General features: G+C 71.4%; 11 protein-coding genes. 6 read left to right on the top strand and 5 right to left on the bottom strand.

Annotated features, from left to right (window positions below; all coding sequences use genetic code 11):
* Window positions 1-26: 26 nt before the first annotated feature.
* The 5 genes from SM611_RS28955 to SM611_RS28935 form a co-directional block, all read right to left on the bottom strand.
* Window positions 27-899 carry a ParA family protein gene (locus tag SM611_RS28955; RefSeq protein WP_443112152.1) on the bottom strand — a complete coding sequence of 291 codons (873 nt, stop codon included), beginning with the start codon at window positions 897-899 and terminating at the stop codon, window positions 27-29.
* A 192-nt stretch (window positions 900-1,091) separates the two neighbouring features.
* Window positions 1,092-2,102 (bottom strand): site-specific tyrosine recombinase XerD, encoded by a 1,011-nt coding sequence (locus SM611_RS28950; protein ID WP_371953465.1) that lies wholly within the window; start codon window positions 2,100-2,102, stop codon window positions 1,092-1,094.
* Window positions 2,103-2,137: 35 nt separating this feature from the next.
* The gene (locus tag SM611_RS28945) at window positions 2,138-2,779 is read right to left on the bottom strand and encodes an NUDIX domain-containing protein (protein WP_371953464.1); all 642 of its coding nucleotides are present in this window, start codon (window positions 2,777-2,779) and stop codon (window positions 2,138-2,140) included.
* The gene (gene pyrG / locus SM611_RS28940) at window positions 2,776-4,446 is read right to left on the bottom strand and encodes a CTP synthase (RefSeq protein ID WP_371953463.1); all 1,671 of its coding nucleotides are present in this window, start codon (window positions 4,444-4,446) and stop codon (window positions 2,776-2,778) included. The genes SM611_RS28945 and pyrG overlap by 4 nt, the downstream gene beginning before the upstream one ends.
* Window positions 4,447-4,936: 490 nt before the next feature.
* Entirely contained in the window at window positions 4,937-6,748 is a 1,812-nt protein-coding gene (locus tag SM611_RS28935; protein WP_371953462.1) for a hypothetical protein, read from the bottom strand.
* A 369-nt stretch (window positions 6,749-7,117) separates the two neighbouring features.
* Here SM611_RS28935 and pip point away from each other — a divergent pair, with 369 nt between their 5' ends.
* From pip to ehuB, 6 genes are all read left to right on the top strand, one after another.
* Window positions 7,118-8,086 carry a prolyl aminopeptidase gene (pip, locus tag SM611_RS28930; RefSeq protein ID WP_371953461.1) on the top strand — a complete coding sequence of 323 codons (969 nt, stop codon included), beginning with the start codon at window positions 7,118-7,120 and terminating at the stop codon, window positions 8,084-8,086.
* Window positions 8,087-8,738: 652 nt separating this feature from the next.
* The gene (gene ectA / locus SM611_RS28925; RefSeq protein ID WP_371953460.1) at window positions 8,739-9,284 is read left to right on the top strand and encodes a diaminobutyrate acetyltransferase; all 546 of its coding nucleotides are present in this window, start codon (window positions 8,739-8,741) and stop codon (window positions 9,282-9,284) included.
* Between the two features lie 52 nt (window positions 9,285-9,336).
* Window positions 9,337-10,599, top strand: a complete 1,263-nt coding sequence (gene ectB / locus SM611_RS28920) for a diaminobutyrate--2-oxoglutarate transaminase (protein WP_371953459.1) — start codon at window positions 9,337-9,339, stop codon at window positions 10,597-10,599.
* Between the two features lie 35 nt (window positions 10,600-10,634).
* Window positions 10,635-11,030 carry an ectoine synthase gene (locus tag SM611_RS28915; RefSeq protein ID WP_371953458.1) on the top strand — a complete coding sequence of 132 codons (396 nt, stop codon included), beginning with the start codon at window positions 10,635-10,637 and terminating at the stop codon, window positions 11,028-11,030.
* Window positions 11,027-11,935 (top strand): ectoine hydroxylase, encoded by a 909-nt coding sequence (gene thpD / locus SM611_RS28910; protein ID WP_371953457.1) that lies wholly within the window; start codon window positions 11,027-11,029, stop codon window positions 11,933-11,935. Before SM611_RS28915 ends, thpD begins: the two co-directional genes overlap by 4 nt.
* A 109-nt stretch (window positions 11,936-12,044) precedes the next feature.
* Window positions 12,045-12,938, top strand: a complete 894-nt coding sequence (ehuB, locus tag SM611_RS28905; RefSeq protein ID WP_371953456.1) for an ectoine/hydroxyectoine ABC transporter substrate-binding protein EhuB — start codon at window positions 12,045-12,047, stop codon at window positions 12,936-12,938.
* Window positions 12,939-12,943: the final 5 nt, after the last annotated feature.

The raw sequence follows: 12,943 nt of genomic DNA, 5'->3' as shown, positions 1-12,943 counted from the left end.
TCCGTCTCAGGGAACGGCGGGCGGGCTCACTCCGCCTCGGTCTCGGCCCAGCGGATGAGGACCTCGCGCGCGAGGCTGCGGTACGCGTTCGCGCCCATCGAGCTCGGGTCGAAGAACGTGATCGGCTCACCGGCGACGGTCGCGTCGGGGAACCGCACGGTCCGGTTGATGACGGTGTGGAAGACCGTGTCGCCGAACGCCTCGACGATGCGGCCGAGGACCTCGCGGGTGTGCAGCGTGCGCGAGTCGTACATGGTGCCGAGGACGCCGTCGATGACGAGGTCCGGGTTGATCCGGCCCTGCACCTTGTCGATGGTCTCCATCAGCAGCGCGACGCCGCGCATCGCGAAGTACTCGCACTCCAGCGGGATCAGCACGCCCTGGCTGGCGGCCAGCGCGTTGACGGTGAGCAGGCCGAGCGACGGCTGGCAGTCGATCAGGATGTAGTCGTAGTGGTCGACGGCCGACTTCAGCGCGCCCTGCAGGATGTACTCCCGCCCGACCTCGTGGACGAGCTGGACCTCCGCGCCGGACAGGTCGATGTTGCTCGGCAGCAGGTCCATCCCGTCGACGCCGGTCTCGATGACGACGTCCTCCCACTCGGTGTCGCGTTCGAGCAGCAGGTTGTGGATCGTCACGTCGAGCTGGCGCGGGTCGCCCTTGCCGAGGCCGACCGAGAGGGCGCCCTGCGGGTCGAAGTCGACGAGCAGGATGCGGCGGCCGTACTCGGCGAGCGCCGCGCCCAGGTTGATCGTCGTGGTGGTCTTGCCGACGCCGCCCTTCTGGTTGCAGACGGCCACGATCCGCGCGGGCCCGTGCTCGGTCAGCGGCTCCGGCTCCGGGAAGTCGGGCTTGGGCCGCTGCGTGGGCCCGAGGGCGCGGCTCGGATCGGTCTCGATGGTCGCGGAGGAGAGGTCTCCATCCGCACCCTTTGTGCTGGTCACAAGATCCCTCCCCGGCGGCCCGGAAATGCCATCCAGAACGGGGACTCTAGGGCCGCCGTCCCCGTCGCTCAAGCCGACGCGCGACGAACGTCGCGATTTGTCAGCGCCCCGGTCCGTCCGATTCGTCCCTCAATGCGGGCCCCTCGGTCAGCTCCGCGCCCGCGGATGCGACGTCGCGTACACCTCGCGCAGCAGCCGCACCGTCACCAGCGTGTACACCTGGGTCGTCGTCACGGACGCGTGGCCGAGCAGTTCCTGGACGACGCGGACGTCGGCGCCGCCGTCCAGCAGGTGGGTCGCGAACGAGTGCCGCAGCGTGTGCGGCGACACCTCCGACAGCCGCGCCCGGTCGGCGGCGGCCCGCAGCACCATCCACGCGCCCTGCCGCGACAGCCGCCCGCCGCGCGCGTTGAGGAACAGCGCCGGGCCGCCCCGCCCCGCCCCGGCGAGCTGCGGCCGCGCGCGCACCAGATAGGCGTCCACGGCCTCCCGCGCGTAGTCACCGATGGGCACCACCCGGGCCTTGCCGCCCTTGCCCGCGACGCGGGCGAACCCGTCCCGCAGGTCGAGGTCGTCGACGTCCAGGCCGACGGCCTCGGAGATCCGCGCGCCCGACCCGTACAGCAGCTCCAGCAGCGCCCGGTCGCGCAGCCCCCGCGCGGTGCCCGGCTCGGCGTCCGCCGCCGCGAGCAGCCGCTCGACCTCGTCCAGCGAGATCGCCTTCGGCAGCCGGCGCGGCGGCGTCGGCGGCTTGACGCCGCCGGCCGGGTCCCCGGCGGCGAGGCCCTCCCGCAGCGCGAAGCGGTGCAGCCCCCGCACGGCGACGAGCGCCCGCGCCGCCGACCCCGCCGACAGCGGCGGATGGTCCTCGTCACCCTCCCGCAGGCCCGCCAGGAACGCGCGGACGTCGTCCTCGGTGATGTCGCCGATCGCCGCGCGGCCCCGCGCGTCCTGCACCTCGGCGTAGCGGCGCAGGTCGCGCCGGTAGGAGTGGAGCGTGTTGGCGGCGAGGCCCCGCTCGACGGCCAGATGCCCCAGATACGTGCGGACGGCCGAGTCGAGCGCGGAACCGGCGTCCCGCGCGGCGCTCCGGGGGGACGGGCTCGCGGACAGTGCGCCACCTCTTCCGGCCGGGGTCTGCGGGGACCCGCCCATCATGCCCCCTCCGGCCGCCGCGGGGGGACCGCATCCGCTCAGTCCTCGGGCGCGTCGGCGGCCCGCAGGCCCCGGAAGCCGGCGTCGCGCGCCGCGCGGGCCGCCAGCACCCCCATGCAGGCGACCATGTTGTGCAGCTCGCCGGCCAGCACCTTGCGGACCGCCTCGTCCAGCGGCACCCACACGACCGGCATGTCGGCCTCCTCGTGGACGCGCTCGAAGTCGATCTCGCCTGCGGGGACCTCGGTGAGGCCGCGGGCCAGGAAGATCCGGACGCGCTCGTCGGCGATGCCGGGCGAGGTGTAGACGTCGACGAGCGTGTCCCAGCGCTCGGCCCGGTAGCCCGCCTCCTCCAGCAGCTCCCGCTGGGCGAGCACGTGCAGGGGCTCGCCGTCGACGTCGCGCAGCCCCGCGGGCGCCTCCCACAGCAGCCGCCCGACCGGGTGCCGGTACTGCCGCAGCGTCAGCACCCGGTCGCGGTCGTCGAGGGCGAGGACGCCGACGGCGCCGATGTGCTCGACCACGTCCCGGCCCACGATCTCGGTGCCGGTGCCGCGCGGCATCTCCACGCGGTCGCGGCGGACGCGGAACACCGGGCCCTGGAACGCCGTCGACGACTCCACGACGTTCCAGCGCTCCGGCCGGTCGCGGACGTCGCCGACGCCGAGCTCGCCGCTCACGCGCGGCCCGCGCGCTGCTCGGCGTAGTCCAGCGCGGCGGCGATCAGCCCGGTGAACAGCGGGTGCGGGCGGGTCGGGCGGGACCGGAACTCCGGGTGCGCCTGCGTGCCGACGAAGAACGGGTGCCGCTCGCGGGGCAGCTCCACGTACTCCACGAGCCGGCCGTCCGGGGACAGGCCGGAGAACCGCAGCCCCGCCTCCTCCAGCCGGTCGCGGTAGGCGTTGTTGACCTCGTAGCGGTGCCGGTGCCGCTCGGACACCTTCGCCTCCCCGTACAGCCCCCGCACGACGGAGCCCTCGGCAAGGTCGGCCGGGTACAGGCCGAGCCGCATCGTCCCGCCCATGTCGCGCTCCCCGGCGACGACGTCCAGCTGGTCGGACATCGTCGCGACGACCGGGTGGGCGGTGGTGGCGTCGAACTCGGAGCTGCCCGCGTCGGCGAGCCCGCCGAGCGTCCGCGCCGCCTCGATGACCATGCACTGCAGGCCGAGGCAGATGCCGAGCAGCGGGATCCGGTTCTCCCGGGCGTGGCGCACCGCGCCGAGCTTGCCCTCGATCCCGCGCACCCCGAACCCGCCGGGGACGAGCACGCCGTCGACGCCGTCCAGCTGCTCCTTGGCGCCCTCGGGGGTCGCGCAGTCGTCGCTCTTCACCCAGCGGATGTGCACCTTGGCGTCGTTGCCGAACCCGCCGTGCCGCAGCGCCTCCGTCACCGACAGGTACGCGTCCGGGAGGTCGATGTACTTGCCGACCAGCGCGATCGTCACCTCGCGGGCCGGCTTGTGGACGCGGCGCAGCAGCTCGTCCCACGCGCCCCAGTCGACGTCGCGGAACGGCAGGTCCAGCCGCCGCACGACGTAGGCGTCCAGGCCCTCGGAGTGCAGCACCTTCGGGATGTCGTAGATGGACGCCGCGTCCACGGCCGACACCACGGCCTCGCGGTCCACGTCGCACATCAGGCTGATCTTCTGCTTGAGCCCGTCGGTGATCGGCCGGTCCGAGCGGCACACGATCGCGTCGGGCTGGATGCCGATGGAGCGCAGCGCCGCGACCGAGTGCTGCGTCGGCTTGGTCTTCAGCTCCCCGGACGGGCCGATGTAGGGCAGCAGCGACACGTGCAGGAAGAAGCAGTTCTCCCGGCCGATCTCGTGCCGGATCTGCCGGACCGACTCCAGGAACGGCAGCGACTCGATGTCGCCGACCGTCCCCCCGACCTCGGTGATGACGATGTCGACGTCGCCGTCCTCGGCCATCCCCCGGATCCGGTCCTTGATCTCGTTGGTGATGTGCGGGATCACCTGGACCGTGTCGCCGAGGTACTCCCCGCGCCGCTCCTTGGCGATCACGTTCGAGTAGACCTGGCCCGTGGTCACGTTCGCGGACCCGTGCAGCTCGGTGTCGAGGAACCGCTCGTAGTGCCCGACGTCCAGGTCGGTCTCGGCGCCGTCGTCGGTGACGAACACCTCGCCGTGCTGGAACGGGTTCATCGTGCCGGGGTCGACGTTGAGGTAGGGGTCGAGCTTCTGCATGGTGACCCGGAGGCCGCGAAGCGCGAGAAGCCGCCCCAGGCTGGACGCCGTCAGTCCCTTGCCGAGGCTGGAGGCGACACCGCCGGTGACGAAGAGATGCTTGGTAGGACGTGACCTGCCATTGGCTGCCGAAGGCAAGAAGGCGCTCCCGTGGTCGTGATGAGGCGGACGAGTCTCAACGTCCACGGGCCACCAGGATAGCGTGTTCATTGCATTGACCTCGGCGTCGGGCCCTGGGGGCCCTCCTTCCACGGTCAAAGCGGCGATCACGGTGTTCATCGCTTCGCCCTCGGCGTCGGGCGCTGGAGCGCCCTCCTTCCACGGTCAAGGCGGCGATCACGGTGTTCATCGCTTCGCCCTCGGCGTCGGGCGCTGGAGCGCCCTCCTTCCACGGTCAAAGCGGCGATCGCTGCATCGCTCCGGCTCGCCTGGCGGCTCGCTGCGCGATCAGGTTCTCGCAGGCTCGAACCTGGCTTCGCACGCGATCGCAACGCCGAGGTCGTCGGAGGTCCAGATTAGGGACGATCCCTCGCGGTCGGCGCCCGGCCGCTGCGACGCCACGGCCGTGGGCGCTGGGTGACATGGCGAGCGGACGTCCTGGCCTTGTGGGCGGACGTCCGCTCTCGGGTCACAGGCGGGGCGTGGCCGCGCTCGGCATGATCGTGCGGAGTTGCCTCGTGAGTTCGTCGATCAGGGAGCGGGCCTGGTCGGCGGCCTGGCGGGCGGCGTCGCGCTCCTGGGAGAGTTCGGCGATCTGGGCGCGCTGCTCGGTGACGGCCTGGGCGAGCTGGTCGACCCACTGGTCGCGTTCGGCGAGCTTCTCGGCGACGGCGTCGCGTTCGGCGGCCATCTGCCGCATGCCGGTGACCGCATTGTCGCGCTCGCGGCCGGCCTGGTCGGCGCGGCCCCGGGCGAGGGTCAGCTCGGACTCGGCGCGCGCCTGGGCCTGGACGGCGGCCTCGCGGGTGCGCTCGGCGGCCTCCCTGGACTTGGCGTTGGCGTCGCGTTCCCGTTCGGCCTTCTTGGCGGCCTCAAGGGACTGCGCGGCCGTGTCGAGGGCCTGCTGGCGCTCGGCCTCGGCGGCGTCGGCGCGGGCGGCGGTCTCCTGGACGCGGCGCTCGGCGTCCTGCGCGCGGCGCTCGGCCTCCTGGGCGCGGCGCTCGTTCTCCTGCGCGCGGCGCTCGGCGACCTCGGCCCGGCGGCGGGACTCGTCGACCTCCTTGCCGGCGGCGACGACGGCGTGCTGCAGGTTCTGCGCGGTCATCTCGGCGTCGGTGACCTTGGCGCGCAGCGCCGCCAGCTCGCCGTGCGCGGTCTCCAGCGCGCGGGACAGCTCGCCGGCCTGCTCGGCGACGCGGTCGCGCTCGGCCTCGGCGGAGCGGCGCCCGCCGGCGGCGTCCTCGACGGCGCGCAGGGCGTCGTCGCGGGCCTCGCTCATGGCGTCGCGCTGCTGGATCGCCTGGCGGACGGTCGCCTCGGCCTCGGCGACGCGGCGCTCGGCCTGCTCGACCTGGGCCTGCACCTGCTCCAGCTGCGCGCGGGCCTGGTCGGCCTGGGCGCGGGCCTGGTCGGCCTGGACGCGCCCCTGCTGGGCCTGGTTCCAGGCGGCGGCCGCGTCGCGCTGCGTGTTCTCCTTCTCGGCCTGGAGCGCGGCGATCTGCGTGACCGCCTCGTTCTGGACCTCGGCGGCGCGCCGCTCGGCCTCGGCGAGCTGGCGTTCGGCCTCGACCGCCCGGCGCTCGGCCTGCTCGGCCTGGCCCCGGGCGCGCTGCACCTCGCCCCACGCGGCCGCGGCGTCGCGCTGCGCCGCCTCCTTCTCCTGCTGGACGGCCGCGACCTGCGAGGCGATCTCGGTCTGGGACTCGGCGAGGCGCCGCTCGGCCTCGACCGCCCGGCGCTCGGCCTGCTCGGCCTGGCCCCGGGCGCGCTGCACCTCGCCCCACGCGGCCGCGGCGTCGCGCTGCGCCGACTCCTTCTCCTGCTGGACGGCCGCGACCTGCGAGGCCGTCTCGGTCTGCGCCTCGTTGACCTTGCGCTCGCCGGCGGCGAGCGCGTCGCCGATGAGGTCGGCCATCTGGCGGAGCCGCTCGACCATGTCCCAGGGCTGGGCCTCGGACTGCTCGACGTCGGGGCGCACCAGTTCGCCGGTCTGGCCGTGCCGCCCGTGCTGGCCGCCCTGCGCGGGCCGGCCCGGCTGGGCGTGCTGGCCCGGCTGGGCGTGCTGGCCCGGCTGGGCGTGCTGGCCCGGCTGGGCGTGCTGGCCCGGCTGGGCGTGGGCGTGCTGGCCGGGCTTGGCCATCTGGATCGGCTGCTGGGCGGCCGGCAGCGCCGGAGGCTGCGCGGCCTCGGGTGCGCGGCCCGGGTCGCGTCCCATGGCGGGCCAGGGCGCCGCGGCGTCCGGGACGCCGCGGTTGCCGCCCGATCCGTTCAGCTCGCTCACCGTTCTCCTCGCCTCACGGCCGGGAGCGCGGTGACCGGCAGGGCGCCGCCCATCCTGCTCGCCGCTTTCCTCGGACGGCTCGTCACTTCGCTCACGTGTCTCCTCGCCCGGCGGCGCGCGGCCGCGTTCGCGGGGGTCGTTGTGCACATCTCGTTCGCTCCGCAGCCGGCCCTGTGGCTCCTCGCTTCGCTCACTGAAGGCACTCTAGTCCCGACCAGCGGAGCGTTTGCCCAGTTTGGGGTTTACTTTCTCGGCGGCCGTGCGGCGTTCCCGCACGCAGGGCGCCTGATGGCGGCCGGTACGGGCCGCGTCACGGTGCCGCGGGTCACATCCGCCCCGCGGACGCGGCGGGTGGGACAATCGCGCTCCATGGAGCTTCGCACCCTGTATCCGCCGATCGAGCCGTACGAATCCGGGCTGCTCGACGTCGGCGACGGCGATCAGATCTACTGGGAGGTCTGCGGGAACCCCGGCGGCAAGCCCGCGGTCATGGTGCACGGAGGGCCGGGGGCCGGCTGCGGCCCGGACCACCGCCGGCAGTTCGACCCGGAGGCGTACCGGATCGTCCTGTTCGACCAGCGCAACTGCGGGCGCAGCCTGCCGCACGCGAAGGACCCGGAGGTGTCGCTGGAGGCGAACACCACCTGGAACCTCGTCGCGGACATGGAGCGGCTGCGCGAGCACCTCGGCATCGAGCGGTGGCTGGTGTTCGGCGGGAGCTGGGGCAGCGCGCTGTCGCTGGCCTACGCCGAGACCCATCCGGACCGGGTGAGCGAGCTGGTGCTGCGCGGCATCTTCACCCTGCGCCCGTTCGAGCTGTACTGGTTCTACCAAGAAGGGGCGTCGCTGCTGTTCCCCGACCTGTGGGAGAAGTACGTGGAGCCGATCCCCGAGGACGAGCGGGAGGACCTCGTCTCGGCGTTCCACGAGCGGCTCAACTCGCCGGACCGGGACGTGCGGGTCGCGGCGGCGAAGGCGTGGGCGACCTGGGAGGGCTCGACGATCACGCTGCGGCCGGACCCGGGTCTCGCGGACGAGTTCGGCGAGCCGGACTACGCGGTCGCGTTCGCCCGCATCGAGAACCACTACTTCGTGAACGAGGGGTTCTTCGAGGACGAGCAGCTCATCCGGGACGTCGGCAAGATACGCCACATTCCGGCGGTGATCGTGCAGGGCCGCTACGACGTCTGCACCCCGGCGGCGACGGCGTGGGATCTGCACCGCGCGTGGCCGGAGGCCGATTTCCACATCGTGGACGACGCGGGGCACGCGTTCAGCGAGCCGGGGATATTGCACCGCCTCATCGAGGCGACCGACCGCTTCGCCGCGACCGCGTGACCGATCCACGGTAACCCGGGGCATTCCAAGGCGATCCGGGGCAACCCAGGCAAAAGGACTTTCAAGAGTGCCTGAAGATTCGGCAGCACCATAATGCGGCCCGGCGGGCGGGCCGTAACGGGCCCGGGGTTCGGCGGTGACGCCGGCCCCGGCCCGCTCGTTCGCGGGCCGAAATTCTCATTTTCTTACTCGTTCGCAACCAACGCCTTACCCCGCAGTCAGACACTCAGCCCCTTGCAGGTAACCAGGTGCGGCCTCCCAGAGCCCGCGTGAACGCCCTGGCCCCCCACCCGTCCCAGAGCGCCCGCGACCGGACGACCTCGTCCGATGCCACGTGACGCGCGCCGCACCGGTGTCGTTGACATTAAATCTGAGTGACTTACCTCACACAACCGATACACAGGAGCACTCCCCGGGCGGCGCCGAAACATTAAGCTGGCGTTCAGGAAGCGTCCTGGCAGCCGCTCCGGTGACCTCGGCAGTACCTCCTGCGTATCAGCGGGAAAGGCGGATTCCCGCCGGTCCGAGCCTCATTCAAATTGCACCGAATTCGGCAAAGCCCTTAACCATACCCAGCACGCGCCGCGGCTAAACATCTCGCCGATAACATTCATCTGCGATCACGGGGCGAGATTCGCTAAGTTGCCTGGACATGGCAGCGCAACCCCTGGAATCACCGACCCGACGCCACGACACGAACGAGACGAACGCGGAAGTGCAACTCCAGGAGCCGAGCCTCTCCGATGGCCCGGAGCTGTGGCGGCTCGCCCGGGACTCACGGGTTCTCGACGTCAACTCGCCGTACAGCTACACGCTTTGGTGCCGCGATTTCGGGGACACTTCCGTAGTGGCGCGTGACAGCGCCGGGCCGTGCGGTTTCATCACCGGCTACGTCCGCCCGGTCCGGCCCGACACCTTCTTCGTGTGGCAGGTGGCGGTCGACCGCGACCACCGCGGCCAGGGCCTCGCCCGCCGCATGCTCGACCGCCTCGCCGACCGGCTCGCCCCCCGCGGGCACCGGTACATGGAGGCCACGGTCACGCCGGACAACACCGCTTCCACCGCGATGTTCGAATCGTTCGCGCGGGACCGCGGGTGCGAGGTCGCCCGCAGCCCGCTGTTCGGCGCGGAGCACTTCCCCGATGGGGGACACGAGCCCGAGGTGCTCTTCAGGATCGGCCCGATCGCCGCGAACTGACCCACTCCACTCCCCCATCCGCTCCCCCGACCGACCTGCCTGGAGGCAGAAAATGGACGTTTTCGCCAGCCTGGAATCGGAAGTCCGCGGCTACTGCCGAGGGTGGCCCACCGTGTTCACCACCGCGCGGGGCAGCCACATGACCGACGAGAACGGTAAAACGTACCTCGATTTCTTCGCCGGCGCCGGGACGCTCAACTACGGGCACAACAACCCGCAGTTGAAACGCCGGCTGCTGGACTATCTGGGCAGCGACGCGATCGTGCACAGCCTCGACATGTACACCGCGGCCAAACGAGACTTCCTGGAACGCTTCAACGAGTACGTCCTGCAGCCGCGTGGGCTCGACTACAAGGTCCAGTTCCCCGGCCCCGCGGGCAACAACTCGGTCGAGGCGGCGCTGAAACTCGCGCGGAAGTACACCGGCCGCGAGACCGTCGTCAGCTTCACCAACGCCTTTCACGGGATGACGCTCGGCGCGCTCGCCGTGACCGGCAATTCGATGAAGCGCACCGGCGCCGGGGTGCCGCTCGGCCACGGCGTCGCGATGCCCTACGACAACTACCTGGACGGCCGGACGCCCGACTTCCTGCTGTTCGACACGATGCTGGACGACAGCGGCAGCGGCCTGGACAAGCCCGCCGCCGTCATCGTGGAGACCGTGCAGGGCGAGGGCGGCATCAACGTCGCCACCGCCGAGTGGCTGCGCGGCCTGCAGGACCTGTGCCGCCGGCACGACATCCTCCTCATCGTCGACGACGTGCAGATGGGCTGCGGCCGCACCGGCCCGTTCTTCAGCTTCGAGGAGGCCGGGATCACCCCGGACATCGTCTGCCTGTCCAAGTCCCTCAGCGGGTACGGGCTCCCGTTCGCGGTCACGCTGATGAAGCGCGAGCTGGACGTCTGGGAGCCGGGAGAGCACAACGGCACGTTCCGCGGCTTCAACCCCGCGTTCGTCACCGCCGTCGCCGCGCTGGAGGACTACTGGACCGGCGACGACATGGAGAAGCAGACCCTCGCCAAGGGCCAGCAGGTCCAGGCGGCGCTGGAGGAGATCGCCCTCGCGCACGCCGGCGCGATCGACTCCGTCCGCGGCCGCGGCCTGGCGTGGGGCCTGGTGATGAACGACCCGGAGACGGCGCCGAAGGTGTGCGAGGAGGCGTTCGCGCGCGGGCTGCTGATGGAGACGTCCGGCCCCGAGGGCGAGGTCGTCAAGCTGCTGCCGCCGCTCACCACGACGGAGGCCGAGCTGGCCCGCGGGCTGGAGATCATCGCGGACTCGGTCGAGGCCGTCCGCCAGAAGGTCACCGTCTGAACCGGCTCCGGCCCGCCACTGGAAAGAGGAGATCCATGATCGTTCGTTCCCTTGACGAGATCGTCGGCACCGAGCGCGACGTGCAGGCGCCCACCTGGTGCAGCCGGCGTTTCGTGCTCGCCAAGGAGGGCGTCGGCTTCTCGCTGCACGAGACGATTCTGTACGCGGGGACCGAGACGAAGATGTGGTACGCGAACCACATCGAGGCCGTCTACTGCATCGAGGGGGAGGGCGAGCTCACCAACGACGACACCGGTGAGAAGCACGACATCCGGCCCGGCGTGATGTACCTGCTGGACGGCCACGAGCACCACACCCTGCGCGCGCACACGGACGTCAAGACCGTCTGCGTCTTCAACCCCCCGTGCACCGGCCGGGAGGTCCATGACGAGAACGGGGTCTATCCGCTGCTGACTGAGGAGGACGCATGAGCATCATCGAGTCCCATCCGACCATCGATGACGCCTACCCCACCCGGAAGGCCACCGAGGCGGCGCTGCTGTACCGGCAGGACCCGGTCGTGTACGGCGCCCCGCAGGACGGGCCGATCGACGGCGCCACCCTCGACTCGTTCGAGGCCAACGGCTTCCTGTCCGTCGACCAGCTGCTCGCGCCGGAGGAGGTCGAGGACTACCGCGCCGAGCTGCGCCGGCTGTCGTCCGACCCGGAGATCCTGGCCGACGAGCGCACGGTCACCGAGCGCGGCTCGGACGAGGTCCGCTCCATCTTCGAGGTCCACAAGATCAGTGAGGTCTTCGCCGCGCTCGTCCGCGACCCCCGCGTGGTCGGCCGGGCCCGGCAGATCCTCGGCTCCGACGTCTACGTGCACCAGAGCCGGGTCAACTACAAGCCGGGTTTCACCGGCAAGGACTTCTACTGGCACTCCGACTTCGAGACGTGGCACGCCGAGGACGGCATGCCGCGGATGCGCGCGGTGAGCATGTCCATAGCGCTCACCGAGAATTTCGTGCACAATGGCGGGCTAATGATCATGCCTGGCTCGCACAAGACCTTCGTGGCCTGTGTCGGGGAGACCCCGGACGACCACTACAAGGAGTCCCTGCGCGGACAGGAGATCGGGACGCCCGATCCGAACAGCCTCTCAATCCTGGCCGACAAGCACGGGATCGAGCTGTTCACGGGCCAGGCGGGCTCCGCGACCATGTTCGACTGCAACTGCATGCACGGCTCGAACGGCAACATCACCCCCTTCCCGCGCTCCAACGTGTTCATCGTCTTCAACAGCGTTGAGAACACTTGCGTCGAGCCGTTCTCGGCGCCCGCGCCGAGGCCGCCGTTCATCGGGGCGCGCGATTTCACGCCTGTCCGCGACTGAGCGGCTCACAACAATTCGATGATCCCGACCGTCAGCCCCGCGCACGCGGGGGGCCCGCACGCGGCCCCCCGCGTGCGCGTGGCACTGGAACACCGACAGGAGTTCAACGATGACCTCTTCGAGGAGAGACTTCCTCCGCACCGCCGTGCTGCTGTCCGCCGCGGCCCCGCTCGCCGCGGCGGGCTGCTCCACGACGGATCCGGAGGAGGAGAAGGCCGGCGGCGGCACGCTGCAGAAGGCCAAGGACGCCGGCACCATCACCGTGGGCTTCGCGAACGAGGCCCCCTACGGCTACACCGACAAGTCCGGGAAGCTGACCGGTGAGGCGCCGGAGCTGGCCCGCGCCATCTTCAAGAACCTCGGCATCGACGAGATCAAGGGCGTGCAGGTCGACTTCGGCGGCCTGATCGCCGGGCTCAACGCCAAGCGTTTCGACGCGATCGCCGCCGGCATGTTCATCACGCCGGAGCGGTGCGCGTCCGCGGCGTTCGCGAACCCCGAGTACGTCGCCAAGAGCGCCTTCATGGTCAAGGAGGGCAACCCGAAGGGCCTGAAGGGCGAGAAGGACCCGGCGGCGAAGGGCGTCAAGGTCGGCGTCCTCACCGGCGCGGTCGAGGCCGAGTACGCCGAGAAGACCGGCGTGAAGAAGGGCGACATCAAGACGTTCGCCGACCAGGCGAGCGCCTACGAGGGCCTGAAGGCCGGCCGCATCGACTGCATCTGGCTGACCCGCATCTCGCTGGCCGACCTGCTGTCCAAGCACAAGGGCGAGGGCTTCGAGGTCACCGAGCCGTTCACCCCCGTCATCGAGGGCAAGGAGCAGCTCGGCGCCGGCGCGTTCGCGTTCCGCAAGGCCGACTCCGACCTGGTGACCGCCTGGAACGGCGAGCTGGACAAGCTGAAGCAGCGGAACGGGCTGCTGCCGATCCTGCAGCCCTTCGGGTTCACCCAGGCCGACATGCCGGGCCCGGACGACACCTCCGCCAAGTTCTGCGCGGGCTGATCACC

The sequence above is a fragment of the Actinomadura monticuli genome (assembly GCF_041463655.1).
Classification (GTDB): Bacteria; Actinomycetota; Actinomycetes; order Streptosporangiales; family Streptosporangiaceae; genus Spirillospora; species Spirillospora monticuli.
Note: the sequence above shows the minus strand (reverse complement) of the source record. Positions and strands in the feature narration are given on the sequence as shown.